The organism is Streptomyces sp. SYP-A7185, assembly GCF_046103685.1.
Lineage (GTDB): Bacteria > Actinomycetota > Actinomycetes > Streptomycetales > Streptomycetaceae > Streptomyces.
Map to the genome: position 1 here is coordinate 8,254,848 of NZ_CP122310.1, position 26,533 is coordinate 8,281,380.

Sequence of the window (26,533 nt, forward strand, 5' to 3'; positions counted from 1 at the left end):
GGACACCCCTCCGAGTAATGACTGAGTCCCGGATGCGGATATTACACAAGCCTTTCACCCGTGTGGGCGCCGGCCAAGTCCGAGGGCCTAGGGGACGCGGTCGGTCTTGGCGAGCTCCGACTTCCGGTAGGAGTAGGCGAAGTACACGACCAGGCCGACCGCGAACCACACCGCGAAGCGCACCCATGTCTGCCACTGGAGGAACGTGATCAGCCAGATGGAGAACACGACCCCGACGGCGGGCACCACCGGCATGCCCGGGCAGCGGAACGTGCGCGGCAGGTCGGGCTGCTTGTAGCGCAGCACGATCACCGCGACGCACACCACGACGAACGCCAGCAGGATGCCGATGTTCGTCAGCTCGGCCGCCTCGCCGATCGGCAGGAACCCGGCGATGGCCGCCGAGGCGAAGCCGACGATCCACGTCACGCGGGTGGGCACGTGCCGGGTCTTGTGCGTCTTGGCGAACCACTTCGGCAGCAGCCCGTCACGCGACATGCTGAACCACACCCGGGTGACGCCGAGCATGAACGTGAACATCACCGTGAGGATGCCGATGATCGCGCCGACCGCGATGACGTCGGCCAGACCGCCCAGGCCCACCGACTTGAAGGCGGTGGAGAAGCCGCTCTCGGGGTCGATGTCCTGGTAGCTCTGCATGCCCGTGAGGACCAGGCAGGCCAGGACGTAAAGGACCATCGAGATCCCGAGCGAGTAGAGGATCGCCTTCGGCATGTGGCGCTGGGCGTCCTTGGACTCCTCGGCCGCGGTGCTCATCGCGTCGTAGCCGAACACGGCGAAGAAGACCGTCGCCGCGCCCGTGAAGGCCCCGCTGACCCCGAAGGGGAAGAACGGCTCGTAGTTGCCGGTGTCGATGTGGAAGAACCCGACCGCGATGACGACGAGCACCACGATGACCTTCAGGACGACCACGATCATCTCGAAGCGGGCCGCGTTCTTGATGCCGAGGGTCAGCAGGTACGCGATGAGCAGGCAGAGCACCGCGGCGAACAGGTCCACCTTGTGCCCGTCGCCCGTGCCGGGCGCACCCAGCATCCAGTTCGGCAGCTGGGCGCCCATGTCGTTCAGGAGGAAGTTGAAGTAGCCCGAGATGCCGATCGCGACCACCGCCACGATCGCCGTGTACTCCAGGAGCAGGTCCCAGCCGATGAACCAGCCGGTGAGCTCGCCGAGCACCACATAGCCGTAGGTGTACGCCGATCCCGCCTTCGGGATCAGACCCGCGAACTCGGCGTACGAGAAGGCCGCCGCCGCGCTCGCGACACCGGCGATGAGGAAGGAGATGAGGACGGCGGGTCCGGCCGTGCCGTTGGCCACCGTCCCGGCGAGCGTGAAGATGCCGGCGCCGATGATGCCGCCGACGCCGATCGCGGTGAGCTGCCACAGCCCGAGCGAGCGGGCGAGCCCGCCACCCGCTCCGGCCTCGGTCTCTTCGATGTCTTCGATGGGCTTGCGGCGCAGTACGCCGTGTCCCATCCGGAGTCCCGCCATGAGCTCCACCTTCTCGCGGACGGCAGTCGGCTGATGGCGGATCATGATGGCGCAGGCATGCCCATGACGGAAGACGCCACACCCGGCGGGGGCGAGCGGGTTCAGCGGTGTGGCCGTCGCGGGTTACGGCACCACGGTGACCGGCCAGCGGCCCGCCTTGACGAGGCGCACCGCGACCGAGCCGACGATCCGGTGCCCGGCCTGCTCGGAGGCGCCGACGACCACGGCGTCCGCCTTGAGGTCGTCCGCCGCGGTGACCAGGCCGCTGTAGGGGTCGCCGCGGAAGGTGTGGAACTCCCAGCGCACGTCGAATATGTCCTTCACCCGCTCGGCCGCGTCCCTGATCTCGGCGATCAGTCCCTCGGCGATCTCGTCGGTCGTCTCGGCGACCGGGGCCCCGAGGGCGGCGCCCGCGGCCATCACCGGCTGGATGTAGACGACGGCGAGCAGGGCGCGCTGCCGTCGCGCCAGGCCTCCGGCGTAGGCCGCGGCCCGGAGGGAGGAGTCCGAACCGTCGACGCCGACGACGATCACCTTCGGTCCGTCGGTGCCGCGTTCGAACTGGTGGGAGTGGTCTTCAGTCACAGCCGAGAGGTTAACGGAGAGCGCCGTTCCTGTTGAGGGCGCCCACGGCCGCGGCGGCGCACGGTCCGGGGCCCACCGTCTCGACGGGCGGCACCGGCCGAGCCTTCCTAGGGTCGATCCATGAGCACCACCGTGGAGAGGCCCGCCGCCGCGCCGCCGCAGCACGCACGAGACCGCTTCCTCAGACGGGTGCCGGAAGGCTGCGCCGCCTTCTTCGGCACCCTGGGCCTCTTCTGCGCGATCCTCGCGGTCATCGCCCCGCTGCGCCACCTCCTGCGCCCGGTGGTCCGCCTCCTCGACCTCCTGACGGTCCCGGTCAGCGCCAACCTGGCGTACGCCGTCTTCCTCTTCCTGCTCGCCGCGGCGACGGCGGCCCGCAAGAAGGTCGCGTGGTGGCTGGTCATCGTCTACCTGGGGCTGCTCCTCGCCTTCGACGTGCTCGGCATCGCCCTCGGCTTCTGGGCGGACTCGCTGCCCTCCCTCGTGGTCTGCGGCATCGCCTTCGTCCTGCTGGTCCTGGCCCGCAAGGAGTTCTCCGCCGACTCCCGCCGCGGCGCGGTCCGGCGGGCCGTCCTCGTGCTCCTCGCGGGCCTCGCCGCGGCGATCCTGGTCGGCTGGGGCCTCGTCGCGCTCTTCCCGGGCACGCTGCCGCGCGGCCAGGCCCTGCCGTGGGCGGCCAACCGCGTCTGCGGCGGGCTCTTCACCGGCCACGACTACTTCGACGGCAGGCCCCCGCGGGCCCTGCACTTCTGGCTCGGCCTGTTCGGCGCCCTCGCGCTCCTGAACGCCGCCGCGGCCCTCTTCCGCTCCCAGCGCATGGAAGCCGCCCTGCACGGCGACGAGGAACCCCGCATCCGCGCGCTCCTCGGCACCTACGGCGCCCAGGACTCGCTGGGTTACTTCGCCACCCGGCGCGACAAGGCCGTCGTCTTCTCGCCCAGCGGCAAGGCCGCCGTCACCTACCGCGTCGAGGCCGGCGTCTGCCTGGCCAGCGGCGACCCCGTGGGCGACCGCGAGGCCTGGCCGCACGCGATCGGCGCCTGGCTCGACGTGGCCCGGCGGTACGCCTGGGCGCCCGCCGTGATGGGCGCCTCCGAGGAAGGCGCCACCGCGTACGCCCGCTCCGGGCTCGGCGCGCTCCAGCTCGGCGACGAGGCGATCCTGCACGTCGCCGGCTTCGACCTGGACGGCCGCGACATGCGCGTCACCCGCCAGGCGGTGAACCGCGTCCGCCGCACCGGCGCCACCACCCGCATCCGCCGCCACTCCACCCTCACCGACCAGGAGATGGAGGAGATCGTCGACAAGGCGGACGCCTGGCGGGACACCGAGACCGAGCGCGGCTTCTCGATGGCGCTCGACCGGCTGGGCGACCCCGAGGACGGCGACTGCCTGCTGGTCGAGGCGCTGGACGCCGACGGGCGGCTGATCGCCCTGCTCTCCCTCGTCCCCTGGGGCAAGGACGGCATCTCGCTCGACCTGATGCGCCGCGACCGGGCGACCGCGCCCAACGGCGTCATGGAGTTCATGGTCGCCGAACTCTGCGCGGGCGCGGGCACGTTCGGGGTGCGCCGGATCTCCCTGAACTTCGCCGTGTTCCGCTCGGTCTTCGAGGAGGGCGCCCGCATCGGCGCGGGGCCCGTCCTGCGGCTGTGGCGCAAGCTGCTGCTCTTCTTCTCCAAGTGGTGGCAGCTCGAAGCGCTCTACCGCTCCAACGCCAAGTACCACCCCGAGTGGTACCCGCGGTTCATCTGTTACGGCGACGCGGGGGCCCTCGCCCGGATCAGTCTCGCGTCGGGCATCGCCGAGGGCTTCGTCTCGGTGCCCTCGCTGCGCACGCTCTGGGGCAAGGGCCGGGGCACCAAGGGCGTCACCAAGCCCACCAGCACCGAGGGACTCCCGCCGATCTCCGCCCTCGGCCTCGCGGGCCAGGGCGAGGCCACGGACAGCGACCCCGCGGCGGCGCTCCCCGACCAGGTGCGCGTCCGCCACCGCAAGCTCGACCGGCTGCGCGCCGACGGCGTCGACCCCTACCCCGTCGGCCTGCCGCCGCGCACCCACACCCTCGCCGAGGTGGCGTCCGCCCGCACGGGCGATGAGGTCACGGTCGCGGGGCGCGTCATGCTCGTACGCGACTTCGGCGGGGTCGTCTTCGCCGTCCTGCGCGACTGGTCCGGCGACCGCCAGCTGGCCCTGACCCGCGACCGCTCGGGCCCCGCCCTCCTGGAACGCTTCACCTCCGGCACCGACATCGGCGACCACATCACCGCCACCGGCACGGTCGGCACCAGCGACAAGGGCGAGCTCACGGTCTTCGTCACCGCCTGGCAGCTCACCGGCAAGTGCCTGCGCCCGCTGCCCGACAAGCGCCGCGGCCTGGCCGACCCCGAGGCCAAGGTCCGCCGCCGCTACCTCGACCTGGTGGCGAGCCCCGGCGCCCGCGACGTCGTCCGGGCCCGCTCCACCGCCGTGCAGGCGCTGCGGCAGGGGCTGTTGGACCGCGGCTACCTGGAGGTCGAGACCCCGATGCTCCAGCAGATCCACGGCGGCGCCAACGCCCGCCCCTTCACCACCCACATCAACGCCTACGACCTCGACCTCTATCTGCGCATCGCACCCGAGCTGTATCTGAAGCGGCTGTGCGTCGGCGGCATGGAGAAGGTCTTCGAGATGGGCCGCACCTTCCGCAACGAAGGCGTCTCCTACAAACACAACCCCGAGTTCACGATGCTGGAGGCCTACCAGGCCTTCGCCGACTACGACGTGATGCTCGACCTCACCCGCGAACTCGTCCAGGGCGCGGCGATCGCCGCCTTCGGCGCGCCCGTGGCCCGCAAGGCCGACGCGGACGGGCGGCTCACCGAGCACGACATCTCGGGGCGTTGGCCGGTCAAGACGGTCTACGGCGCGCTCTCCGAAGCGCTCGGCGACGAGATCGACGCGGACACCCCGCTGCCGCGGCTGCACCAGCTCTGCGACCGGGCCGACGTCCCCTACCGGCCGGACGACGGCCGCGGTGACGTCGTCCTGGAGATGTACGAGCGGCTCGTCGAGGAGAAGACGACGCTGCCCACGTTCTACAAGGACTTCCCCACCGACGTCTCGCCGCTGACCCGCCAGCACCGCACCGACCCGCGCCTCGCCGAGCGCTGGGACCTGGTCGCGTTCGGCACCGAACTGGGCACCGCCTATTCGGAGTTGACCGACCCCGTCGAGCAGCGCCGCCGCCTCACCGCGCAGTCGCTGCTCGCCGCCGGGGGAGACCCCGAGGCGATGGAGCTGGACGAGGACTTCCTGGACGCCCTGGAGTACGCGATGCCGCCCACCGGGGGCCTCGGCATCGGCGTGGACCGGCTCGTCATGTTCCTCACCGGCCTGACGATCCGCGAGACGCTGCCGTTCCCGCTCGTACGCCGACGCTGACGCCCGGCCCTCGTCACCGGCGCCCGGCCCCCGTCGCTGCTGGTCCCATCGGGTGCTTTCGCGGCCCGCCGCGGTGTTGATGTTCCGCGTCGGCCTTGCGCCATGCGACTGATTAGTAATGAAAAAGGATCAAATGACTCCAGGGCGTCGCGCACTCCTGCGCGGCGCCGCTGTCTTCGGTCTGGCCGCCACCGCCGGCTGCGCGGGCACGGAGGGTTCCGGTACGCCGAGACCCACGGCCTCCGGCGGTGCGGCGGCCGGCGGTCCGCCCGCCGCGCGCGCCGCCCTCAAGCCCTCCGCGTACCGCCTCCAGCCCATGACGGGCCATGGGCCGCCGCGCGCCGCACGCGCCCTGCCGCGGGTCCGCAAGGCGCCGATCCTGCGCATGGACGGGCAGGGCCGCAGCATGTTCCTGACGTTCGACGACGGCCCCGACCCCCGCTACACGCCGGGCATCCTGAGCACCCTGCGCAAGTACGACGTCCGCGCGACGTTCTTCGTCTGCGGCGAGATGGCCGTCGACAACAAGGACCTGCTGCGCGAGATGGCCGACGACGGGCATCTGATCGGCAACCACACCTGGACGCACCCGCTGCTGCCGAAGATGAGCCGGAGCGCGATGCGCGACGAGATCGAGCGCACCTGCGACGTCGTCGAGGACGCCGTGGGCGAACCGCCCGCCTGGTTCCGCGCCCCCTACGGGGCCTGGAACCGCAACGCCTTCCAGCTCGGCGCCGACCTGGGCATGGAGCCCCTGGCCTGGACCGTGGACACCCTGGACTGGACCGAGCCGGGCACGGGGACGATCATCCGGCGCGTACGGGCCGGTGCGGGGCCCGGGGTCGTGGTGCTCTCGCACGACGCCGGCGGCGACCGCTCCCAGAGCGTCGAGGCCCTGCGGACGTATCTCCCGGAACTCATCGATTCCGGCTACCGGCTCACCGTGCCGCACCGCCAGGGGATGTAGGGGCTTCGCCCGCCTGGTGCCGTGTTCTGCCGTCGGTGGTTTCCGCCGTCAGCGCACGGCCACCAGGCGGGCGAAAGCGACGACATTCCCGTCGTAACCGGATTGCTTGGAGAATCCGCCGCCGCAGGTGATGACGCGCAGTTCCGGAGCTCCCTTGTCGCTGTAGACGCGACTGCCCGGGAAATTGTTCTTCTCGAAGACTTCGATCCCGTAAATCTCGAAAACCGCCGTCTTGCGGTCCCTGCGCAGGATCTCGACGCGATTTCCCTTCTTCAGCGAACCCAGGCCGTAGAAGACGGCGGGCCCCTGCTGATTGTCGACGTGCCCGACGATCACGGACGTGCCTTTCTCGCCCGGCGAGACGGCCCCGGTGAACCAGCCGGCGAGGTTCGGGTCCTCGGGCGGCGGCGCGTCCACCCAGCCGTCCTGATCCAGCCCGACCGGCATGACCGGCGCGTCCACCCGGATTCCCTTGATCCCCACGCGCTCGGCGGGGGAGAAGGTCAGCGGCGCGACCGTGCGCCCCGCGCCCTCGGGCGCCTGGTCCGCGGCGGCGGCCGACGCGGGCTGCGGGGGACCGACGTCGAATTCCCCTGAGCCATTCCGGATCAGTGCGAGACCGGTCAGCAGAACGAGCGCCATGACGCCCCACGGCGCGCGCTTCCGCTGCGGTTCCTCTTCATCGGCCGGCTGGGACGAAGGCATTCTCTGATCCCCTCTCAACGCGGCATTCGCACCGCGTCCGTTGCGCGTACAAGAACGCTAAGCGTGGGGCGCGCGGCGGGCGACAGAGCGGGAGCGAACGGGTGGCGCCCATACCGGGCATGAGCCATCCGAGTCGGGATTCCCAGGAATTTTCTGACGGTCCGTGACCTGCGGCGACATCGCCTTGCGCGGGCGCGCTTCGGCGTGTCGCCTCACCAGGACGGCCGATCGCCGAAATGCGGGTCTGAGCAGGGCAACTGAGGGTCAGTTCGGGAGGCGCTCTCGCCGATCGACCGGGGACGGTTACCCCGGGGCGTCTTCCGCGGAGGATTCACATGCGTGTTTCTCGTATGCGCACCACCCGTGCCCTCGCGGTCGCGGTCACCGCGGGCGCCGTCGTCGGCCTCGCCGCCCCGACGGCGTCGGCCTGGGCCGACCCGTCCAACATCGTCGCCATGCCGAGCGTGATCCCCCGCGGGGGCCAGCTGACGGTCACGGTCGACGGCTCGGCCTGCCACACGCCCGGCAGCAAGGTCACGTCCAACGCCTTCCCCGACACGAACCTGAAGACCATGGGCGGCGGCACGGCCAGCGCGAACCCCATGGTCTACCACCACGCCAGCCCCGGGGCCCACAGCATCACCGTGCACTGCGGCGGCAAGACCCTCACCAAGCCCGACGCGTTCACCGTCATCCACGGCGGTGTCCGCGGTGGTCTCGGCGGCAGCAGCAGTACGGGCGCCACCGGCACGGACATGGCCATCGGCGGGGCACTGGTGACCGTCGCCCTCGTCGGCGGAGGCGTGTTCTGGATGCGCCGCCGCTCGGAGAACACGGAACGCGGGATCTGACGGTCGGCTCAGGCACCGGCGCGGGCTGAAGCGGCCGGCGCGCCCGTCCTCGCACGTCGGGCGCCGCCTGCCGGCTCACCGCTCCCGCGCCGTCCCGCGCACTCGTCGTACGCCGGGTGTGAACCGCTCCGTTTCCCCTCCCGGCCGGCGCGACCCCCTTCCGCGCCGCTCGGGAAGACGGCGGAACGCGCTCTCCCGGCAGGCCGATGCCCCGGTCGTCCGCTCGGCTCAGCGGGCGACCGGGGCATCGGGACGCGGGTCAGGACTCGCCGTTCCCGGTGCGGCGGCGCGTCCAGTGGTACGCGGTGCCGAGGGTGCCCACGATCAGGGCACTGCCGAGGGCGATCTCGTGCAGGTCGAGCCCGCCGAGGCTGCCGCCGACGCCGGCCTTGACCCCGTGGTGGGTCGGGCCCGTGGGGTGCGAGGTGGGGTGATGGGTGGGGCGGCCGGTGGCGATGGTGAGGTCGGTGGTGCCCCTCTCGCCCTTGCAGTCGAAGGTCACCTCGTACATCGCGCCCGGCTTGGCGTCCTCGAAGACCGTCGCGGTGGTGGACTGCTGGCCCTTGTGGATCTTCGCGTCGTCGAAGACGCCCGAGGTGACGGTCGCGTTCCCCTCGCAGCCGTCCACGCTGAGGGTGACCTGGCCACCGGCGGCGATGGTGGACGGGGTGACGCGGAAGCCGAACGACGTGATGTTGTTGTTCGTGTCGCCCTCGTCCGCGAAGGCCGGCGTGGCGCCGAGGGTCAGGGCCGAGGCGGCGAGAAGAGCGGCCGAGGCGACGCGTATCGCGCGCATGATGTTCCTCCGGGTCCCGAGGAGCAGCCGCGGACCTTCTTCCGCTTTCTCCTGATATGCACCTCGATACGGCAGACGCTAGACAGCAAGCCCTCCTCCCGCGATCGCAGCCGCGCGAACGGGGCAACGGTGTGGGCCGGACAGGGGAACGGGGCGGGGTGTCGCGGGGGTCGTGGCGGGGATGAGCGGCTGGGACGTGTAGAGGGACGTGCGTGCCCGGACGAGGTGGAAACACCTCCAGGCTTTGCCCCGCGCATGACGGTCGGTCACGCCCGCGCGCCCGCCTCGAACACCGGGCCCCGGCCCGCGGCCCAACTCACCCTCCGCTCAGGAACCCTTCGTCCACACATGCGCCCCGCCGCCGCGCCACTCCACGAGGTGGGGGTCGTCCAGGGCCATGTCGGCGTCGCCGAGGCCCGCGCGGCGCAGGAACTCCACCAGGTCGCGGTCGTCGCGCGCGACGCCGACGTCCTGACCGCGCACGGTGATCCGCCGTCCGCCGTCGGCTGCGGGCGGATGGACGATGATGGGTGTCTGCCAGGTCATGCCACCAGAGTGCGCCGCGCGAAGCCGCCGCGCAGCCCGGTTTACGGACCCGCGTGCGAAACCACTGCCGCCGAACCTGAATCGGACCCAGAACCGCACGAGGCCCCGGCCCTCGGTTGGGGCCGGGGTAACCGCTGCGGGCAACTGTGCCGCATCGCGCGGTGGTCCGGGCGAACCCGTCTGCGCGGCGCGGCTCGGGCGGCCGGGTGGGCGGCGCGTGGGCCCATAGGCTGGCCCCGATGATTGAGACCGTCGTGTTCGCCGTGGGGGAGACCCTCACCAAAGATGACCGCTACTGGGCTTCCTGGGCCGACTGGCTCGGCGTGCCCCGCCACACCGTCTCCGCGCTCGTGGGAGGTGTCGTCACGCGGGGCAGCGACACCACCGAAGCGCTGCGGCTGCTCAGCCCGGACATAGATGTCGCCGCCGCCTACCGGGCCCGCGAGGTCGCCGGGCGCGGCGAGCACCTGGCCGAGACGGACCTGTACCCCGATGTGCGTCCCGCTCTCGGCGGGCTGCGCCAACAGGGGCTGCGGGTGGTCATCGCGGGCAACCAGACGGCCCGCGTGGGCGAGTTGCTGCGTGCCCTGGACCTGCCGGCCGACCTCGTCGCCACCTCGGGGGAGTGGGGCGTGGCGAAGCCGGACCCGTCGTTCTTCGCGCGGGTGACCGAGGCGGCTCAGACCGCACCGGAACGGACGCTGTACGTCGGCGACCACCCCGCGAACGACATCTACCCGGCGAAGGCGGCCGGGCTACAAGCTGCGCACATCCGGCGCGGTCCCTGGGGGCACTGGTGGGCCGACGACCCGACCCTCGTCGAGACCGCGGACTGGCGGATCGACTCCCTCACGCAGGTCGCCTCACTCGTCGCCGAGTGAACGCCTGACCCGCCGTCCCCGCACCTACCGGTGCCGCGGCCCCGTCCCGAAGCCCGGGGCGGGGCCGCGGCACTCCCCCTCACCCCCCGAGATGGCTGAAGAGCGCCTGGAACGGTTCCGGCGTGGCCGCGACGCCACGGCTGTAGGGCGCGTCGAAGTCCCAGATCAGGAAGAGCAGGAAGGCGATCAAGGCCGAGAACAGCCCCGCCAGGATGAGTTCGCGCGCAGTGCGGCGGATCTGGAGGGCGAAGATCATGCCCACCGTGACGAGCCCCCCGGTGATCAGCCCGAACCACACCACCCCGGGCATGGTCGCCCCGGCACTGTCGGCACGGGAGCTGCGCGCGTCCGCGGCGGCCGCCACCGCGTCGACGAGCGGCTGGTAGGCCTGCGCCTCGTGGTCGGACTTGGGCTCGTAGTCGGTGACGTCGTGGCGGACCCGGGTGAGGAGTTCACCGCCGCGGTCGGTGAGTTCGCCGCGGTCGGCCATGGAGTCCCACTCGGTGGTGACGACGTGGCTGACGTAGGCGTGCACGTCCGCGCGGATGCGGTCGCGGACGTCGGCGGGGTAGACCCGCGACCGCTCGGAGACCTCGTGCAACGCCTGGGCCTCCGCGTGCACATGGTCCTGGGCGACGCTGCGGGCCTCCCAGACACCGGCGATGGCCAGGCCCAGGACGATGGCGTACACCACGCCGATCATCATCGTCATGTACTCGATGACGTCCGGAGTCTCCGAAGCGTCGTAGTCCGGGCTCGTCCTGCGGTGCCGCAGGAAGGTGACGACGAGGACGACACCGCACGCGGCCGCCATCGCGAGGGTGAGAACAAGCCATTCCGACATGGAACCTCCTACGGGTCAGCGCGGCCGCAGCGCGGCGACGGCGAGCACCGCGGGCGCGGTGACGAGCAGGGTGAGCGAGACCAGGGACGGGCCGCTGCGGGGCGGAGTCTTGCGGGGCGCGGCGCGGTACGAGGGGTAACTCACCGGTTTCGGGGTGATCTTGACGCGAGGAGCGGGGGCGGGCTCGGACTTCGGGGCCGGCGTCGGCGGTGGTGGCGGAGGCGGGGGCGGCGTGGGCTCGGGAGGAGCCGGGCGCGCGGGCGGGGGCGGCGGCGGTGGCGGTGGCTCCGGCGCCGGTGGTTCCGGTGCGGGCGGAGGTGGCGGAGGAGCCGGAGCGGGCGGTGGTGGTGGCGGAGGCGCCGGCTTCGGCGGAGGCTTCGGGCGGTGGGTGGGGCCCGCCCGGCAGACCACTCCGTCGCCGGCGACGGCCACCGCGTCACCGCCGGGATCGCCGCCGATCGAGGCGTAGGCGCAGCTGTCGGCGGGCGCGATGACCGGTGCGACGACCGGCGCCGCGGCGGCCGCCGGCGCACCGAGCAGCCAGGCGAGCACCAGAAGCGCCGGTAAGCGTGTGACCAGGCCGGACGAGGCCCTCATGGATCCATGCACGACAAGGATCATGGGCAGGATGTCGTCCTGCCACGCCGGTGGCGCCCCTCTGTGACCCGAAGGGAGGAGACGCCGGGCCCCGGCTTGACGAACACCCGGCGCGCGCTTCCCGCACGGCCGGGTGCGGCCTCCCTGAACCGCCCGGCGCGAGCCTGCTCGCAAAAGAATCTTGAACGCCGGTTGAACGCATCAGGCGCCTCCACCCGTACCTAGGGCCATGCGTGACGCACTCAGCGACGCGACACCCAAGCGGACAGCGGGAGTTCAACATGAAGACCTGGCGGAGCGCCTCACTCGTAGCGACAGCTGCGGCCATGCTGGCGCTGACGACGGCGTGCGGTCAGGACAAGGGGGACCAGTCGCCGAACGGACAGAACGTGGGCAACCAGGCCCCGGCCAAGCAGGACGGGTACGGGGCCGGGGACGGATACGGCGCCGACACCGGCGACGCGAAGGAAGGCGCCGGAAAGGCGAAAGCCGCCGGTCAGCTCGCCATCTGGGACAGCAAGAAGCTCGGTGAGGTCGTCACCGACAGCGAGGGCTTCACGCTCTACCGCTTCGACAAGGACACCGCCCAGCCCCCCAAGTCGAACTGCGCCGGCGCCTGCGCCACGACCTGGCCCGTCGCCTCGCCGGAGGGCGCGGTCGCCCCGCCCGGCGTCGACGAGTCCCTGCTCGGCGAGGTCACCCGGTCCGACGGCAGCAAGCAGCTGACCATCGACGGCTGGCCGATGTACCGGTACGCCAAGGACACCAAGGCGGGCGACGCCAAGGGCCAGGGCGTTGGCGGCACGTGGTACGCCGCGGCCCCCGACGGCAAGAAGGCCGCCCCGGCCGCCGACCAGGCCGAACCCCCCGCCGAGACGGCTCCCGTCGACCCGGCAGGGCTCTCCACCCGCAAGGACCCCAAGCTCGGGGAGATCGTCGTCGACAAGAACGGCATGACCGTCTACCGCTTCACGAAGGACTCCGCCTGGCCGATGAAGTCCGCGTGCACCGGGGCCTGCCTCAAGAAGTGGCCGGTGGTCCCGCCCGTGGAGAAGAACGACACCAAGGGAATCCTCAAGAAGGGGTTCGTCGTCTTCGACCGCCCCGACGGACAGCGCCAGCAGACGATCGACTGCTGGCCGATGTACACCTTCGCCGGCGACAAGAAGCCCGGCGACACGAACGGGCAGGGCGTGGGCGGCACTTGGTACGCCGCCGGCCCTGACGGAAAGCCTGTCGGCGCCCCGAAGTAGGCGTAGTCGGCGTACAGGAAAAAGACGTACGGGAAATAGAGGTACAGAAGCCGGGCGCCGAAGGGCACGTGCGAAGAAGAAGTCAGCCGAGAAGGGGGGTCGTTCAGAAGTACCTCGCGTACGGTCTACCGGTCCGTTCCTTTCCCCCTCCCGGGGAAGGAACGGACCGGTTCTTTGGGTTGATATTCGGCACTTGCCACGGGCAGTGACCGAGAACGGACGACCAATTTCCGTTTTGACTCGCTCCCTTGGCGGACGATCAGTAGCCTCACTTCGAACACCGGCTCGTCTCGCCTACGTCTTGGAGTCCTGATGGAGCGTCCCGCCTGGGCCCCGCAGGGCATCGACATCACGATGCCCAGCGTGTCCCGCATCTATGACTACTACCTGGGCGGTTCGCACAACTTCGAGGTCGACCGGGACGCAGCCCGCCGGGCCATGGAGTTCATGCCGGGGCTGCCCAAGGTGATGCAGGCGAATCGTGCCTTCATGCGCCGGGCCGTACGTTTCGCGGTGGCCGAAGGCATCACCCAGTTCCTCGACATCGGTTCGGGCATTCCCACGTTCGGCAACGTGCACGAGGTGGCGCGGCAGGCGGACCCCGGGTCCCGCGTGGTGTACGTCGACCACGACGCGGTGGCCGTGGCGCACAGCCGGGCCGTGCTCGACGGTGACGAGAAAGCGACGGTCCTCTCCGCGGATCTGCGTAAACCGCAGGACATTCTGGGCAGTTCGGAGGTCAACGGACTCCTCGACCTCGACCGGCCGGTCGCCCTTCTCCTCGTCGCCGTCCTGCACTTCGTGGAGGACGCGTACGATCCCTACACGGCGGTCGCCGAGCTGCGGGACGCACTCGCGCCCGGCAGCATGATCGTCCTCACGCACGCCGCGTACGAAGGGATGCCGATCCCCGCCGAGCAGGCCGGCCAGACGGTCGGCGTCTACAAGGACATCCGCAATCCACTGATCATGCGCTCGCGCGAAGAGATCGCGCGGTTCTTCGAGGGATACGACATGGTGGAACCCGGCCTCGTGCCGATGCCGCGCTGGCGGCCCGACACCGCGCCCGAGGAGGAGGATCCGTACGCCTTCTCCGGGCTCGGCGGCGTAGGGCGCAGGGCATGAGCGGGGAACCGGACGGCCCCGAGGACAGAGTGCGCAGGTTCGCCACCATATGGAGCCGTGCCATCTTCCCGGTGACGGCGACGTCGCTGACCCGTCCCGAGTTCGAACAGCAACTGGTGCCGCTGGCGCGGCGGTTGCGTGCCGCGCTGCACGAGCGGATCTTCGACGCGGCCGAGGGCCAGGCGATCGGCGCCGCACTCGTCGGCACGCACTGCACCGACCCCGAGGCGCTGAGCCGCACGCTCGACTGCGTGGACGCCTACCTCGTCCTGTACTGCGGCGACGACGGACCCCAGGAGGAGCTGCGGGCCCGCAGCGCGCGCCTTCAGCACGCCGTGGCCGCGGGCTTCGCGGCCGCCCTGCGCGAGCGGACCCTCGCCGAGCAGGAGGCGATCTCCCGGGCCGCCCTGGACGCCCGCAGCGCCGTCGCCGAGGCCCTGCACGCGAGCGAGGCCCGCTTCCGCGCGGTCTTCCACGGCGCGGCGATCGGCATCGGCATAGCCGACCTCACGGGCACGGTCCTTGAGGTGAACGACGCGCTGATCCGCATGTTCGGCGGCCTGGAGAGCCAGCTGCGCGGCCGCAACGTCGGGGAGTGGACCCACCCGGACGACTCCCCGCACGTGTGGAAGCTCTACGACGAGCTGGTGCGCGGGGAGCGCGAGCACTACCGCGTGGAGAAGGCCTTCTACCGGCCCGACGGCACCGTCCTGTGGACCAACCTGACCGTCTCGCTGCTGCGGGACGCGGACGGGGTGCCGCAGTACCAGCTGGCGCTGATGGAGGACACCACCGAGCGGCGGCTGCTCAATCTGCGCCTTCGCTACGAGGCCACGCACGACGCCCTCACCGGTCTGCCCAACCGCACCCTGTTCTTCGAGCGCCTGGAGAAGGCCCTCGCGGCGGGCGACGGCGCCCGGTTCGGGCTCTGCTACCTCGACCTCGACGGTTTCAAGACCGTCAACGACAGCCTGGGGCACGCGGCGGGCGACCGGCTCCTCGTGGAGGTCGCCGACCGGCTCCAGTCGTGCGCCACCGCGCCCGGCGAGATGGTCGCGCGGCTCGGCGGCGACGAGTTCGTCGCGCTGACCACCGGCCACGACACCGAGACCGAGGTGGACGACCTCGCCGGGCGCATCATGCACGCGCTGTCCACGCCCATCCGCGTCGAGGGCCGCGAGCTGACCGTGCGCGGCAGCATCGGCATCGTCGAGGGCCCGGCCGGGGAGCGCGGCGCCGCCGAGGTGCTGCGCAGCGCGGACATCACGATGTACCGCGCGAAGTCCGCGGGCGGCAACCGCTTCGAGCTGGCCGACCCCGAGGCCGACGCCCGCGCCATCACCCGGCACGGTCTGACCACCGCGCTGCCCGCCGCCCTGGAGCGGGGCGAGTTCTTCATCGAGTACCAGCCCCTGGTGCACCTCGGCGACGGCAGCGTGCGCGGGGCGGAGGCCCTGGTGCGGTGGCTGCACCCGCAGCACGGCATCATCGGCCCGGACCGGTTCATCCCGCTCGCCGAGCACACCGGTCTGATCGTGCCGCTCGGCCGCTGGGTCCTCGAGGAGTCGGTCCGCCAGGCCCGTACGTGGACGGCGCGGCACAAGGACGCCGGGCCGCTGCGCGTGAACGTGAACCTCTCGCCCATGCAGCTGAACCACCCCAACCTGGTCTCGGACACGGTGGAGATCCTGGAGCGCGTGGGGCTCGAACCGGGCGCCCTGTGCCTGGAGGTCACCGAGTCCGCGCTGATCGGCGCCGACGACGACCTGCTCAAGCCGCTGCGGCGGCTCGCCGAGATGGGCGTGGACATCGCGCTCGACGACTTCGGCACGGGCTACTCGAACCTCGCCAACCTGCGCCGGCTTCCGGTGAGCATCCTCAAGCTCGACCGCTCCTTCACCCAGGGCATGCAGCACTTCCCCGCCGACCCCGGCGACCTGAAGCTCGTCGAGGGGATCGTCTCGCTCGCCCACAGCCTGGACCTCGCGGTCACGGTGGAGGGCGTGGAGACCGGCGCCCAGGCCGAGCAGCTGCGACAGTTGGGCTGTGACACGGCGCAGGGCTGGTACTACGCACGCCCCGGCCCGCCGGACCAGCTGCACGAGCTCGCGCTCGCCGACGCGACGACCTGAGGAGTACGGCCATGGCCTCCGGAGAGATCCAGTGGGTGTACGCCTTCGTGGACCGGCCCGCGGACCGGTTCGCCAAGGCCCATGCCTTCTGGACGGCGGTCACCGGGACGCGGCTGTCCGCGTTCCGGGGCGAGGACGGGCAGTTCGTGACGCTGCTGCCGGAGAAGGCCGATGCCTTCCTGAAGGCGCAGGCGGTCGGCGGACCCGGCGGCGCGCACCTGGACTTCTCCGTGGCGGACGTGCCGGCCGCGGCGCGCGAGGCCCGCGCGCTGGGGGCCACGCCGGTCTTCGCGGAGGAGGGCCTTGAGGTCCTGCGTTCTCCGGGCGGTCAGCTGTTCTGCGTGGTGCGGTGGCAGGGCGAGCGGACGCGTCCCGCGCCGCTGGTGGCGCCCGACGGGACCACCAGCCGCCTGGACCAGGTGTGCCTCGATGTGCCGCCGGAGGTGTGGGAGGCGGAGAAGAGGTTCTGGCCCGCCTTCACGGGATGGTCCGACCGCCCCGGTTCGCGCCCCGAGTTCCACCTCGTCGAGCCGTCCGACCGGCTGCCGGTCCGGATCCTGCTCCAGCGCCTGGACGCGGGGCCGGTCGGGGCGCATCCGGACTTCTCCTGCTCGGACCCCGAGGCGGATCGCGTCCGGCACGAGGGGTTCGGCGCCGAGACCGTGTGGCGCGGCCCGCACTGGATCGTGATGCGGGACCCGGCGGGCGGCACGTACTGCCTGACGATCAGGAACCCCGAGACCGGCGGCCTGCCCTCCGCCCGTCAGGCGCCCGCGGGCCCGTAGGAGCGCGGGGACCTGCGCGGCCGGCCCTCACCGGGGCCGCGGGCATCGCCCCCTCACCGCTCCAGCAGCATCCTCTGGAGCTCCCGTGCGGCCCGTGGCGGCGCCACGTCGCTGCGGTGGGCCAGGGCGATCGTGCGGTGCAGGGTCGGCCGGGCCAGCGGTGCCATCCGCAGCCCGGGGCCGGCCCGCTCGGCCACCATGCGGGGCACGACCGCGACCCCGAGCCCGGCCCGCACGAAGCCGAGGACCGCGTCCATCTCGCCGCCCTCGACCGCGAACTCCGGCTCGAACCCCTCGGCCCGGCAGGCGGCCACCGTCAGCTCCCGCAGGTCGTAGCCGTGCCGGAACATCACCAGGCGCTCGCGCTGCAGATCCGCCACCCGCACCGCCTTGCCGCCGAACGGGCGCGCGTCCGGCGACGACACCACGACCAGGTCCTCGCGCAGCAGCTCCACGGTGGTCAGAGCGGGTGACGGGCTGGGCAGCGGGAGCACGACGACGGCCAGGTCCAGGGCGCCGCGCGCCAGTTCCCGTACGAGGTCGTGGGAGCCCCCCTCCTCCAGGAGGAGCTGGATGCCGGGGTGCCGGTCGTGGAAGGCGCGCAGGACCTCCGGCAGCAGACCGGTGCAGACGCTGGGCGTGGCCCCCAGGCGGATCCGGCCGCGCCGCAGCTGGGCCAGCTCCTGGACCTCGATCCGCGCGGTGTCGGCGTCCGCCAGGATCCGGCGGGCCAGCGGCAGCAGGGCCTCGCCCGCGTCGGTCAGCGCGATGTTGCCCCGGGCCCGGCTGAACAGCTCGGCGCCCAGCTCCTTCTCCAGGGCGCGGACCTGCTGGGACAGCGAGGGCTGCGAGACGTGCACCTGTTCGGCGGCCCGGGTGAAGTGCCTGGTCTCGGCCACCGCGACGAAGTAGAGGAGCTGTTGGAACTGCATATACGGCAGGGTACGGCCGATGATAGCCATTCGCTATCGAGATGAGCTGATCCATCTCTTGGACCGATCGGGACCTTCGGCCTTAGCGTCGGTCCCATGGCTCTGGCAACGCGGACGGACCGAAAACGGTCGTCGATGACGCGCACGATCTGGGACTCGTCCGTCGGCAAGAAGACAGTGATGGCCGTGAGCGGCCTGATCATGCTGCTCTACCTGATCGCCCACATGATCGGGAACCTGAAGATCTTCTTCGGGCCCGAGGAGATCAACCACTACGCGCACTGGCTGCGCACGGTCGGCGAGCCCTTCATGCACTACGAGTGGACGCTCTGGCTCATCCGCGTCGTCCTCGTCGCGGCCGTGGTCGCGCACGCCACCTCCGCGTACCAGCTCAGCCGCCGCGACATCAAGGCGCGCCCCACCAAGTACGTGCACAAGAAGGCGGGCACCAGCTTCGCCACCCGCACGATGCGCTGGGGCGGGATCATCCTGGCCCTGTTCATCGTCTGGCACATCCTGGACCTGACGACCGGCACCGTGCACCCGGGCGGCTACGAGCACCTGCACCCGTACCAGAACATCATCGACACGTTCTCCACGTGGTACGGCAACGTCATCTACATCGTCGCCGTCGTCGCCCTCGGCTTCCACGTCCGGCACGGGCTCTGGAGCGCCGCGCAGACCCTGGGCGCGGGCAAGGCGAGCCGCGACCGCGCCCTCAAGATCATCGCCAATGGCCTCGCGCTGGTCCTGACGGCGGGCTTCGTCGTCGTCCCCGTGGCCGTCATGACCGGAGTGGTGAGCTAGCAGATGAATTCCTCCCCCGCACACGCCTCTGTCCACTCCTCGCGTGAGTACGCCGAGTACGCGACCGGGGAGCCGGTCGTCGACACCAAGGCCCCGGCAGGCCCCGTCGCCGAACGCTGGGACACCCGCCGCTTCGAGGCCAAGCTGGTCAACCCCGCCAACCGCCGCAAGCACACCGTGATCGTCGTCGGCACCGGCCTCGCGGGCGGCTCCGCGGGCGCCACGCTCGCCGAACAGGGCTACCACGTCGTGCAGTTCTGCTACCAGGACTCGCCGCGCCGCGCCCACTCCATCGCCGCGCAGGGCGGCATCAACGCCGCGAAGAACTACCGCAACGACGGCGACTCCGTCCACCGGCTCTTCTACGACACCGTCAAGGGCGGCGACTTCCGCGCCCGCGAGTCCAACGTCCACCGCCTCGCGCAGATCTCGGTGGAGATCATCGACCAGTGCGTCGCGCAGGGCGTCCCGTTCGCGCGCGAGTACGGCGGCCTGCTCGACACCCGCTCCTTCGGCGGCGTACAGGTCTCCCGGACCTTCTACGCCCGCGGCCAGACGGGCCAGCAGCTCCTGCTCGGCGCCTATCAGGCGCTCTCGCGGCAGATCGCGGCCGGGAACGTCGAGATGCACCCGCGCACGGAGATGCTCGACGTCATCGTGGTGGACGGCCGTGCCCGCGGCATCGTCGCCCGCGACCTGATCACCGGCAAGATCGAGACGTACTTCGCCGACGCGGTGGTCCTGGCCTCCGGTGGCTACGGCAACGTCTTCTACCTGTCGACGAACGCCATGAACTCCAACGCCACCGCGGTCTGGCGGGCCCACCGGCGCGGCGCCTACTTCGCCAACCCCTGCTTCACGCAGATCCACCCCACGTGCATCCCGCGCACCGGCGACCACCAGTCGAAGCTGACGCTGATGAGCGAGTCGCTGCGCAACGACGGCCGCATCTGGGTCCCCAAGGCCAAGGGCGACGACCGCCCGGCCGGCCAGATCCCCGAGGACGAGCGCGACTACTACCTGGAGCGCATCTACCCCTCCTTCGGCAACCTCGTGCCCCGCGACATCGCCTCACGCGCCGCGAAGAACGTGTGCGACGAGGGCAGGGGAGTGGGCCCCGGCGGACAGGGCGTCTACCTCGACTTCGCCGACGCCATCGCGCGCATGGGCAAGAAGAAGGTCGAGGAGAAGTACGGCAACCTCTTCGACATGTACGCGCGCATCACCGCGGAGAACCCGTACGAGACGCCGATGCGCATCTACCCCGCCGTGCACTACACGATGGGCGGGCTCTGGGTCGACTACGACCTGCAGACCACCGTGCCGGGCCTCTTCGCGATCGGCGAGGCCAACTTCTCCGACCACGGCGCCAACCGGCTCGGCGCGTCCGCCCTGATGCAGGGCCTGGCCGACGGCTACTTCGTGCTGCCGTCCACGATCAACGACTACCTCGCGCGCCACCCCCACCACGACGAGATCTCCGACGAACACCCCGTCGTCCGCGAGGTGCTGGACGAGACCGCCGACCGCCTCAGCCGGCTCCTGGCCGTCGACGGCGACCGCACCCCCGACTCCTTCCACCGCGAACTCGGCGAACTGATGTGGGAGTTCTGCGGCATGGCCCGTACGGAGACGGGTCTTCGCAAGGCCCTGGAGCGCATCCCGCAGATCCGCGAGGAGTTCTGGCGCAGGCTCAAGGTCCCCGGCACCGGCGAGGAGTTCAACCAGTCCCTGGAGAAGGCCAACCGCATCGTCGACTATCTGGAGCTCGCCGAGCTGATGTGCCTCGACGCCCTGCACCGCGCCGAATCCTGCGGCGGCCACTTCCGTGAGGAGTCGCAGACCCCGGACGGCGAGGCGGCACGCGTGGACGAGGAGTTCTCGTACGCCGCCGCCTGGGAGTTCACCGCCACCGGTGACGCCCCCGTCCTCCACAAGGAAGACCTCGTCTTCGAGTACGTCCACCCCACTCAGCGGAGCTACGCATGAAGCTCACCCTGCGCGTCTGGCGCCAGCAGAACGCCGACGCCGACGGCGCCATGTCCACCTACGAGGTGGACGGCATCTCCTCCGACATGTCCTTCCTGGAGATGCTGGACACCCTCAACGAAGAGCTCATCGTCAAGGGCGACGACCCGGTCGCCTTCGACCACGACTGCCGCGAGGGCATCTGCGGCGCGTGCTCGCTCGTCATCAACGGCGACGCGCACGGACCCGAGCGCACCACCACCTGCCAGCTGCACATGCGCTCCTTCAAGGACGGCGACACGATCGACGTCGAGCCGTGGCGCGCCTCGGCCTTCCCGGTCGTCAAGGACCTGGTCGTGGACCGCTCGGCCTTCGACCGGATCATCCAGTCCGGCGGTTACATCAGCGCCCCCACCGGCGCCGCGCCCGAGGCCCACGCGGCGCCCGTGCCGAAGCCGGACGCGGACTTCGCGTTCGAGCACGCGGAGTGCATCGGCTGCGGGGCGTGCGTGGCGGCCTGCCCCAACGGCTCGGCGATGCTGTTCACTTCGGCCAAGGTCAACCACCTGAACGTCCTGCCGCAGGGCGCGCCCGAGCGGGAGACGCGGGTGCTGGACATGGTGGCGCAGATGGACGAGGAAGGCTTCGGTGGCTGCACGCTCACGGGAGAGTGCGCGACCGCCTGCCCCAAGGGCATTCCGCTGCCGTCCATCTCCGCCATGAACAAGGAGTGGTTGAGGGCCACCCGGAAGGTGAGTCGCTAGCCGAACCACCGGGTCGCTCACGAGGTCTGACGCTCCGTCAAGGCGCTGTTGTACCGTCGCCCGCATGCATCCGGGAGCGTACGACCCCGCCAGGACGGCCGTCGTCACCGCTGACGGCACACGAACCCTCACCTACGGACAGCTCGAAGAACGCTCCCTGCGGCTCGCGGATCATCTGCGGGCCGCAGGTCTGCGCACGGGCGACCACTTCGCCCTCCTGTGCGACAACGACCCGCGCGCCCTGGAGGTCTACTGGGCGGCGCTGCGCTCGGGCCTCTACCTCACCGCCGTCAACCACCACCTCTCGACGGACGAAGCCGCCTACATCGTCCGCGACTGCGGCGCCAAGGCGCTGATCATCTCCGGCTCCCTCGCCGAACTCGGCGCGGCCGTCGTGGAGTCGGCCGGAGGGCCGCCGCTCCTGCTCGGCCTCGACGACGGGACGTACGAGAAGGCCCTGGAGGCCGCGTCCGCCCGGCCGCCCGCCCACCAGCCGCGCGGCGCCGACATGCTCTACTCCTCGGGCACCACGGGCCGCCCCAAGGGGATCAAGCCCGCGCTGCCCGAAGGTGACGTGCGCGAGGAGCCGAGCACCTACGTGCTGATCTTCCAGGCCATGTACGGCTTCGGCGAGGACACCGTCTACCTCTCGCCCGCCCCGATCTACCACGCGGCGCCGCTGCGCTTCTGCGGAGTCGTCACCTCGCTCGGCGGCACGGTCGTCCTCATGGACGCCTTCGACGCGGAGGGCGCCCTGGCGGCCGTCGAACGGCACCGGGTCACGCACAGCCAGTGGGTGCCGACCATGTTCGTACGGATGCTGAAGCTGCCGGCCGAGGTGCGCGAGCGCCACGACCTGTCCTCGATGAAGGTCGCCATCCACGCCGCCGCGCCCTGCGCCGTCGAGGTGAAGCGGCGGATGCTGGAGTGGTGGGGGCCGATCCTGTACGAGTACTACTCGTCGACGGAGGGCAACGGCATCACCTTCATCTCGCCCGAGGAGTGGCTGCGCAAGCCCGGGTCCGTGGGCAAGGACGGCTTCCTCGGCGCGCTGCGGATCTGCGACGATGCGGGCGAGCCGCTGCCGCCCGGCGAGACCGGCATCGTCTACTTCGAGCGCGAGGAACTGCCCTTCCGCTACCACGGGGACGAGGGCCGCACCCGTGAGGCCCAGCATCCCGCGCATCCCCACTGGACCACCACGGGGGACATCGGGCACGTCGACGAGGACGGCTATCTCTTCCTCACCGACCGCAAGGCATTCATGATCATCTCTGGTGGCGTGAACGTCTATCCGCAGGAGGCCGAGGACTGTCTCGTGCTGCATCCCGCGGTCGCGGACGTCGCCGTGATCGGCGTGCCCGACCCGGAGATGGGGGAGGCCGTCAAGGCGGTGGTGTGCCCGGCCGAGGGAGTCGACGCCGGTCCCGAGCTGGAGCGGGAGCTGATCGCCTTCGTGCGGGAGCGCCTCGCCCACTACAAGGCGCCGCGTTCGGTGGACTTCACGGACACGCTGCCCCGCACCCCCACCGGCAAGCTGGCCAAGTCCTCGCTGCGCAGGTCGTACTGGGAGTGAGCGGCCCTGGTGTCGTCCCGCTGACGGCGGCCGTCAGTCGGTGTCGCCGCTCGCCAGGACCGTCTCGCGGAAGGAGGCGACCACCGGCCGCAGATCGACGTGGTGCCAGGCCGCCCACAGATGGACGGACGCCTTGTGCCAGGGCAGTTCGCGCACGGCGACCCCGTCCGTCGTGCCGCGCACCATGCTCTTCTGGATGAGCGCGAGGCCAAGACCGGAGGCGACGAGACCGAGCGCGGTGAGCGGCTCGGCGGCGTCCAGGCGGATGTCCGGAGTGAAGCCGGAGGCCACGCACGAGGCGAGGAACGTGTCGCGCCAGGCCGGGTCCTGGGAGTTCTCCACCGCGATCCAGGCCTGCCCGTCCAGGTCGTCCGGCGCCAACTCCGCCTGCGCGGCGAGCGGATGGCCGGCGGGCAGCGCGAGCAGCAGCGGGTCCTCCAGGAGCGGCGCCGCCAGGAGGTCCGGATCGTCCGGTCCCGGCGGTTCCTGGACCAGGGCGATGTCCAGGCTGCGCTGGCGCAGGCCCTCGAACTGCTCCGCCGTGGAGAGGCTGTAGAGGGCGACATGGATGCCGGGCCGCTCCTCCTGGAGGGTGCGCAGCGCGCCCGGCAGGACGCCGGTGTGCATGGCGTCGCCCACGTACCCGATGCACAGGCCGCCCTCCTCGCCGCGCCCGAGCCTGCGGCCGAGGTTCTCCAGGCGGTCGGCGTGCCGCAGCAGGGCGCGGGTCTCGCCGAGGAAGACCCGGCCGTCGGCCGTGAGGCGGATGCGCTGCTGGCTGCGCTCGAACAGCGTCAGGCCGAGCTGCTTCTCCAGCTGGGCGATCTGGCGACTGAGCGGCGACTGGGAGATGTGCAGCGCCTCCGCGGCCCGGCCGACGTGTTCCGTCTCGGCGACGGCCACGAAGTAGCGGAGTTGTCGCAGGTCAAGCATGTAAGACCTCGGGGGACTCAAGTGTGTCCAAGCGAGTCTTGGACAGTCTCAAGCATCGATCCTAACCTCGAACTCGCAAGGCCGACGGATCACCCGAACCATAAGGAACCGTCGTAAATCCACCATCGCGAGGACCCCCCATGAGCATCAAGCACCTCCTCCCCGGAGCACTCGGCTTCGGCACCGCCCCCCTCGGCAACATGTTCCGCGCCATCCCCGACGAGGAGGCCGCCGCCACCGTCGAGGCCGCCTGGGACCAGGGCATCCGCTACTTCGACACCGCCCCCTTCTACGGCGCCGGCCTCTCGGAGATCCGCCTCGGCGACGTCCTGGCGGCCCACCCCCGCGACGACTACGTCCTGAGCACGAAGGTCGGCCGCGTCATCCTGGACGAGGTCGAGGACCCCGCCGCGCGCGACCTCGGCGAGAAGGGCGGCCTCTTCGAGCACGGCCGCCCGAACAAGATGGTCAACGACTACACGGCCGACGCCACCCTGCGGTCCATCGAGGACAGCCTGAAGCGGCTCAGGACGGACCGGCTCGACGTCGTGTGGGTGCATGATGTCGCGCAGGACTTCTACGGCGACGAATGGCTGGCCGCCTATGAGCAGGCCCGTACGGGCGCTTTCCGCACCCTGGACCGGCTGCGTGACGAGGGTGTCATCAAGGCCTGGGGCCTGGGCGTCAACCGCGTGGAGCCGCTCGAACTCACCCTCGACCTGGACGAGCCGAAGCCCGACGCCTTCCTCCTCGCGGGCCGCTACACCCTCCTCGACCACGACCGCGCCCTCCAGCGCCTGCTGCCGGCCGCCGCCTCGCAGGACGTCGACGTCGTCGTGGGCGGCCCCTACAGCTCGGGCATCCTCGCGGGCGGACAGCACTTCGAATACCAGAAGGCGCCCGCGGACATCATCGCCAAGGTCGAGCGCATCAAGGCGCTCGCCGAGCGGCACGGCGTCGGCATCAAGTCCGCCGCTCTCCAGTTCTCCCTCGCCCACCCGGCGACCGTGGCCGCCATCCCCGGGGCCACCAAGCCCAGCCGCATCGCCGAGGACGTCGCCGCGCTCGGCGCGAGCGTCCCGGCCGCGTTCTGGGCGGACCTGCGCGCGGAGCGGCTGATCGCCCCCGACGCGCCGGTCCCGACCGCCTGACGCTCCACCCCTACACGTACATCCGCACCCCTCTCAAGGAGAAACCGTGGCTTCCACCTCCGCGTCCGTCGAGATCCCCGTGCCGGCCGACCGGGTCTGGCAGCTCATCGGCGGCTTCGACTCGCTGCCCGACTGGCTGCCGTTCATCCCTTCCAGCGAATCCAGCGAGGGCGGCCGCGTCCGCAGCCTCACGAGCGAGGACGGCGGCCTCATCGTCGAACGCCTCCTGCGCTTCGACGAGCAGGCGCGCACCTACAGCTACTCCATCCTGAAGGCCCCCTTCCCCGCCACCGACTACGTGGCCACCCTCGCGGTGCACGAGGTGCCGGGCCAGGACGCCTCCCGGGTGGAGTGGTCCGGCGTCTTCACGCCGGTGGGCGTCGGGGACGACGAGGTCGTCGCCCTCTTCCACGGCATCTTCAGCGACGGCCTCGCCGCCCTGAAGCAGACCCTCGCCGCCTGACCGCAGCCGATCCCGCAGTCGCCCGGGCCCCCGGAATGATCTACTGGGCCCGGGGGCAAGGCGGGGCCGCGTACGAGGCCCCGCCCCGTCGAACCACAGCAGGAGGTACGCAGCATGCTCGTCGATCTCTCCGGCAAGACCGCCCTCGTCACCGGGTCCACCCAGGGGATCGGGGCGGCCATCGCGGCCGGCCTGGCCAAGGCGGGCGCCCGGGTGGCCGTCAACGGACGGTCCGCCGCGTCCGTCGACAAGGCGGTCGAGCGGCTGAAGGAGGAGCACGGCGGCGCCGAGTTCCTCCCGGCCCCCGGCGACATCTCCACCGACGACGGCGCGGCGCAGGTCTTCGCCGCCGTCCCCCGGGCGGACATCCTCGTCAACAACCTCGGCGTCTTCGGCGCGGAGCAGGCCCTCGACATCAGCGACGACGAATGGCGCCGCTACTTCGAGGTCAACGTCCTGACCGCCGTCCGCATGATCCGGCACTACCTGCCCGGGATGAAGGACCGCTCCTGGGGCCGGATCCAGAACATCGCCAGCGACTCGGCGCTCGTCATCCCCGCCGAGATGATCCATTACGGCATGTCGAAGACCGCGCTCCTCGCGGTCTCCCGCGGCTTCGCCAAGGAGGCCGCCGGGACGGGCGTGACCGTGAACTCGGTGATCGCGGGCCCCACGCACACCGGCGGCGTGGAGGACTTCGTGTACGAGCTGGTCGACTCCGCGCTGCCCTGGGACGAGGCGCAGCGCGAGTTCATGGTCAAGCACCGTCCGCAGTCCCTGATCCAGCGGCTCATCGAGCCGGAGGAGATCGCCAACATGGTGGTCTACCTCAGCTCCCCGCTCGCCTCCGCCACGACGGGCGGCGCGATCAGGGTCGACGGCGGCTACGTGGACGCGATCGTCCCGTAGCCGACCGTTCCGTAGCCGGTTTCGCCCG

Annotated in this window: 24 protein-coding genes; 15 read left to right on the forward strand and 9 right to left on the reverse strand. The window is 71.3% G+C overall.

What is annotated here, in order from left to right; genetic code table 11:
• Window positions 1-87 precede the first annotated feature (87 nt).
• Together QBL25_RS36000 and QBL25_RS36005 are read right to left on the reverse strand one after the other, a co-directional pair.
• On the reverse strand, window positions 88-1,512 hold the full coding sequence (locus tag QBL25_RS36000) for an amino acid permease (RefSeq protein ID WP_409061141.1): 1,425 nt from the start codon (window positions 1,510-1,512) through the stop codon (window positions 88-90).
• Between the two features lie 123 nt (window positions 1,513-1,635).
• Window positions 1,636-2,097 (reverse strand): universal stress protein, encoded by a 462-nt coding sequence (locus QBL25_RS36005; RefSeq protein WP_409061142.1) that lies wholly within the window; start codon window positions 2,095-2,097, stop codon window positions 1,636-1,638.
• A gap of 120 nt (window positions 2,098-2,217) precedes the next feature.
• On the opposite strand from QBL25_RS36005, the gene lysX reads away from it, so the two are divergent.
• Together lysX and QBL25_RS36015 are read left to right on the forward strand one after the other, a co-directional pair.
• The gene (gene lysX, locus QBL25_RS36010) at window positions 2,218-5,520 is read left to right on the forward strand and encodes a bifunctional lysylphosphatidylglycerol synthetase/lysine--tRNA ligase LysX (protein ID WP_409061143.1); all 3,303 of its coding nucleotides are present in this window, start codon (window positions 2,218-2,220) and stop codon (window positions 5,518-5,520) included.
• Between the two features lie 118 nt (window positions 5,521-5,638).
• Complete coding sequence (locus QBL25_RS36015) at window positions 5,639-6,487, forward strand: polysaccharide deacetylase family protein (RefSeq protein WP_409061144.1); 849 nt, start codon at window positions 5,639-5,641, stop codon at window positions 6,485-6,487.
• Window positions 6,488-6,535: 48 nt separating this feature from the next.
• Here QBL25_RS36015 and QBL25_RS36020 read toward each other — a convergent pair whose 3' ends face one another.
• On the reverse strand, window positions 6,536-7,192 hold the full coding sequence (locus QBL25_RS36020; RefSeq protein ID WP_409061145.1) for a class F sortase: 657 nt from the start codon (window positions 7,190-7,192) through the stop codon (window positions 6,536-6,538).
• A gap of 350 nt (window positions 7,193-7,542) precedes the next feature.
• On the opposite strand from QBL25_RS36020, the gene QBL25_RS36025 reads away from it, so the two are divergent.
• Window positions 7,543-8,043, forward strand: a complete 501-nt coding sequence (locus tag QBL25_RS36025; protein WP_409062902.1) for a hypothetical protein — start codon at window positions 7,543-7,545, stop codon at window positions 8,041-8,043.
• A 259-nt stretch (window positions 8,044-8,302) separates the two neighbouring features.
• Here QBL25_RS36025 and QBL25_RS36030 read toward each other — a convergent pair whose 3' ends face one another.
• Window positions 8,303-8,839 (reverse strand): hypothetical protein, encoded by a 537-nt coding sequence (locus tag QBL25_RS36030; protein WP_409061146.1) that lies wholly within the window; start codon window positions 8,837-8,839, stop codon window positions 8,303-8,305.
• Window positions 8,840-9,166: 327 nt separating this feature from the next.
• Complete coding sequence (locus QBL25_RS36035; protein ID WP_409061147.1) at window positions 9,167-9,385, reverse strand: hypothetical protein; 219 nt, start codon at window positions 9,383-9,385, stop codon at window positions 9,167-9,169.
• 239 nt (window positions 9,386-9,624) lie between these two features.
• Here QBL25_RS36035 and QBL25_RS36040 point away from each other — a divergent pair, with 239 nt between their 5' ends.
• On the forward strand, window positions 9,625-10,266 hold the full coding sequence (locus QBL25_RS36040; protein ID WP_409061148.1) for an HAD family hydrolase: 642 nt from the start codon (window positions 9,625-9,627) through the stop codon (window positions 10,264-10,266).
• A 79-nt stretch (window positions 10,267-10,345) separates the two neighbouring features.
• Here QBL25_RS36040 and QBL25_RS36045 read toward each other — a convergent pair whose 3' ends face one another.
• Together QBL25_RS36045 and QBL25_RS36050 are read right to left on the reverse strand one after the other, a co-directional pair.
• On the reverse strand, window positions 10,346-11,110 hold the full coding sequence (locus QBL25_RS36045; protein ID WP_409061149.1) for a hypothetical protein: 765 nt from the start codon (window positions 11,108-11,110) through the stop codon (window positions 10,346-10,348).
• A gap of 15 nt (window positions 11,111-11,125) precedes the next feature.
• The gene (locus QBL25_RS36050) at window positions 11,126-11,707 is read right to left on the reverse strand and encodes a hypothetical protein (protein WP_409061150.1); all 582 of its coding nucleotides are present in this window, start codon (window positions 11,705-11,707) and stop codon (window positions 11,126-11,128) included.
• A gap of 281 nt (window positions 11,708-11,988) precedes the next feature.
• On the opposite strand from QBL25_RS36050, the gene QBL25_RS36055 reads away from it, so the two are divergent.
• From QBL25_RS36055 to QBL25_RS36070, 4 genes are all read left to right on the forward strand, one after another.
• Window positions 11,989-12,960: an SCO0930 family lipoprotein gene (locus QBL25_RS36055; RefSeq protein ID WP_409061151.1), complete on the forward strand. Its 972-nt coding sequence runs from the start codon at window positions 11,989-11,991 to the stop codon at window positions 12,958-12,960.
• Window positions 12,961-13,272: 312 nt separating this feature from the next.
• Window positions 13,273-14,085 carry an SAM-dependent methyltransferase gene (locus QBL25_RS36060; RefSeq protein ID WP_409061152.1) on the forward strand — a complete coding sequence of 271 codons (813 nt, stop codon included), beginning with the start codon at window positions 13,273-13,275 and terminating at the stop codon, window positions 14,083-14,085.
• A complete protein-coding gene (locus QBL25_RS36065; RefSeq protein ID WP_409061153.1) occupies window positions 14,082-16,217 on the forward strand; it encodes a putative bifunctional diguanylate cyclase/phosphodiesterase in 2,136 nt (711 codons plus the stop codon). The genes QBL25_RS36060 and QBL25_RS36065 overlap by 4 nt, the downstream gene beginning before the upstream one ends.
• An 11-nt stretch (window positions 16,218-16,228) precedes the next feature.
• Window positions 16,229-17,002, forward strand: coding sequence for a VOC family protein (locus QBL25_RS36070; protein WP_409061154.1), 774 nt, complete (start codon window positions 16,229-16,231; stop codon window positions 17,000-17,002).
• 53 nt (window positions 17,003-17,055) lie between these two features.
• On the opposite strand, the gene QBL25_RS36075 is transcribed toward QBL25_RS36070, so the two are convergent.
• A complete protein-coding gene (locus QBL25_RS36075; RefSeq protein ID WP_409061155.1) occupies window positions 17,056-17,934 on the reverse strand; it encodes a LysR family transcriptional regulator in 879 nt (292 codons plus the stop codon).
• 135 nt (window positions 17,935-18,069) lie between these two features.
• Here QBL25_RS36075 and QBL25_RS36080 point away from each other — a divergent pair, with 135 nt between their 5' ends.
• From QBL25_RS36080 to QBL25_RS36095, 4 genes are all read left to right on the forward strand, one after another.
• A complete protein-coding gene (locus QBL25_RS36080) occupies window positions 18,070-18,741 on the forward strand; it encodes a succinate dehydrogenase (RefSeq protein ID WP_409062903.1) in 672 nt (223 codons plus the stop codon).
• Window positions 18,742-18,744: 3 nt separating this feature from the next.
• Window positions 18,745-20,730, forward strand: a complete 1,986-nt coding sequence (locus QBL25_RS36085; protein ID WP_409061156.1) for a fumarate reductase/succinate dehydrogenase flavoprotein subunit — start codon at window positions 18,745-18,747, stop codon at window positions 20,728-20,730.
• Window positions 20,727-21,473: a succinate dehydrogenase/fumarate reductase iron-sulfur subunit gene (locus QBL25_RS36090; protein ID WP_409061157.1), complete on the forward strand. Its 747-nt coding sequence runs from the start codon at window positions 20,727-20,729 to the stop codon at window positions 21,471-21,473. The genes QBL25_RS36085 and QBL25_RS36090 overlap by 4 nt, the downstream gene beginning before the upstream one ends.
• A 64-nt stretch (window positions 21,474-21,537) precedes the next feature.
• On the forward strand, window positions 21,538-23,049 hold the full coding sequence (locus QBL25_RS36095; RefSeq protein ID WP_409061158.1) for an acyl-CoA synthetase: 1,512 nt from the start codon (window positions 21,538-21,540) through the stop codon (window positions 23,047-23,049).
• A gap of 33 nt (window positions 23,050-23,082) precedes the next feature.
• Here QBL25_RS36095 and QBL25_RS36100 read toward each other — a convergent pair whose 3' ends face one another.
• On the reverse strand, window positions 23,083-23,982 hold the full coding sequence (locus tag QBL25_RS36100) for a LysR substrate-binding domain-containing protein (protein ID WP_409061159.1): 900 nt from the start codon (window positions 23,980-23,982) through the stop codon (window positions 23,083-23,085).
• 140 nt (window positions 23,983-24,122) lie between these two features.
• On the opposite strand from QBL25_RS36100, the gene QBL25_RS36105 reads away from it, so the two are divergent.
• The 3 genes from QBL25_RS36105 to QBL25_RS36115 all read left to right on the forward strand — a co-directional run bounded on the left by QBL25_RS36105 (window position 24,123) and on the right by QBL25_RS36115 (window position 26,505).
• Window positions 24,123-25,133, forward strand: a complete 1,011-nt coding sequence (locus QBL25_RS36105; RefSeq protein WP_409061160.1) for an aldo/keto reductase — start codon at window positions 24,123-24,125, stop codon at window positions 25,131-25,133.
• 46 nt (window positions 25,134-25,179) lie between these two features.
• Complete coding sequence (locus QBL25_RS36110; RefSeq protein WP_409061161.1) at window positions 25,180-25,596, forward strand: SRPBCC family protein; 417 nt, start codon at window positions 25,180-25,182, stop codon at window positions 25,594-25,596.
• A gap of 114 nt (window positions 25,597-25,710) precedes the next feature.
• The gene (locus QBL25_RS36115; RefSeq protein ID WP_409061162.1) at window positions 25,711-26,505 is read left to right on the forward strand and encodes an SDR family NAD(P)-dependent oxidoreductase; all 795 of its coding nucleotides are present in this window, start codon (window positions 25,711-25,713) and stop codon (window positions 26,503-26,505) included.
• Window positions 26,506-26,533: the final 28 nt, after the last annotated feature.

Excerpts from the sequence above, each read along its gene's own strand:
- QBL25_RS36000 (WP_409061141.1), bottom strand. The coding sequence starts at position 1,512 with ATGGCGGGACTCCGGATGGGACACGGCGTACTGCGCCGCAAGCCCATC.
- lysX (WP_409061143.1), top strand. The coding sequence starts at position 2,218 with ATGAGCACCACCGTGGAGAGGCCCGCCGCCGCGCCGCCGCAGCACGCA.
- QBL25_RS36015 (WP_409061144.1), top strand. The coding sequence starts at position 5,639 with ATGAAAAAGGATCAAATGACTCCAGGGCGTCGCGCACTCCTGCGCGGC.
- QBL25_RS36020 (WP_409061145.1), bottom strand. The coding sequence starts at position 7,192 with ATGCCTTCGTCCCAGCCGGCCGATGAAGAGGAACCGCAGCGGAAGCGC.
- QBL25_RS36025 (WP_409062902.1), top strand. The coding sequence starts at position 7,543 with ATGCGCACCACCCGTGCCCTCGCGGTCGCGGTCACCGCGGGCGCCGTC.
- QBL25_RS36030 (WP_409061146.1), bottom strand. The coding sequence starts at position 8,839 with ATGCGCGCGATACGCGTCGCCTCGGCCGCTCTTCTCGCCGCCTCGGCC.
- QBL25_RS36035 (WP_409061147.1), bottom strand. The coding sequence starts at position 9,385 with ATGACCTGGCAGACACCCATCATCGTCCATCCGCCCGCAGCCGACGGC.
- QBL25_RS36040 (WP_409061148.1), top strand. The coding sequence starts at position 9,625 with ATGATTGAGACCGTCGTGTTCGCCGTGGGGGAGACCCTCACCAAAGAT.
- QBL25_RS36045 (WP_409061149.1), bottom strand. The coding sequence starts at position 11,110 with ATGTCGGAATGGCTTGTTCTCACCCTCGCGATGGCGGCCGCGTGCGGT.
- QBL25_RS36050 (WP_409061150.1), bottom strand. The coding sequence starts at position 11,707 with ATGAGGGCCTCGTCCGGCCTGGTCACACGCTTACCGGCGCTTCTGGTG.
- QBL25_RS36055 (WP_409061151.1), top strand. The coding sequence starts at position 11,989 with ATGAAGACCTGGCGGAGCGCCTCACTCGTAGCGACAGCTGCGGCCATG.
- QBL25_RS36060 (WP_409061152.1), top strand. The coding sequence starts at position 13,273 with ATGGAGCGTCCCGCCTGGGCCCCGCAGGGCATCGACATCACGATGCCC.
- QBL25_RS36065 (WP_409061153.1), top strand. The coding sequence starts at position 14,082 with ATGAGCGGGGAACCGGACGGCCCCGAGGACAGAGTGCGCAGGTTCGCC.
- QBL25_RS36070 (WP_409061154.1), top strand. The coding sequence starts at position 16,229 with ATGGCCTCCGGAGAGATCCAGTGGGTGTACGCCTTCGTGGACCGGCCC.
- QBL25_RS36075 (WP_409061155.1), bottom strand. The coding sequence starts at position 17,934 with ATGCAGTTCCAACAGCTCCTCTACTTCGTCGCGGTGGCCGAGACCAGG.
- QBL25_RS36080 (WP_409062903.1), top strand. The coding sequence starts at position 18,070 with ATGACGCGCACGATCTGGGACTCGTCCGTCGGCAAGAAGACAGTGATG.
- QBL25_RS36085 (WP_409061156.1), top strand. The coding sequence starts at position 18,745 with ATGAATTCCTCCCCCGCACACGCCTCTGTCCACTCCTCGCGTGAGTAC.
- QBL25_RS36090 (WP_409061157.1), top strand. The coding sequence starts at position 20,727 with ATGAAGCTCACCCTGCGCGTCTGGCGCCAGCAGAACGCCGACGCCGAC.
- QBL25_RS36095 (WP_409061158.1), top strand. The coding sequence starts at position 21,538 with ATGCATCCGGGAGCGTACGACCCCGCCAGGACGGCCGTCGTCACCGCT.
- QBL25_RS36100 (WP_409061159.1), bottom strand. The coding sequence starts at position 23,982 with ATGCTTGACCTGCGACAACTCCGCTACTTCGTGGCCGTCGCCGAGACG.
- QBL25_RS36105 (WP_409061160.1), top strand. The coding sequence starts at position 24,123 with ATGAGCATCAAGCACCTCCTCCCCGGAGCACTCGGCTTCGGCACCGCC.
- QBL25_RS36115 (WP_409061162.1), top strand. The coding sequence starts at position 25,711 with ATGCTCGTCGATCTCTCCGGCAAGACCGCCCTCGTCACCGGGTCCACC.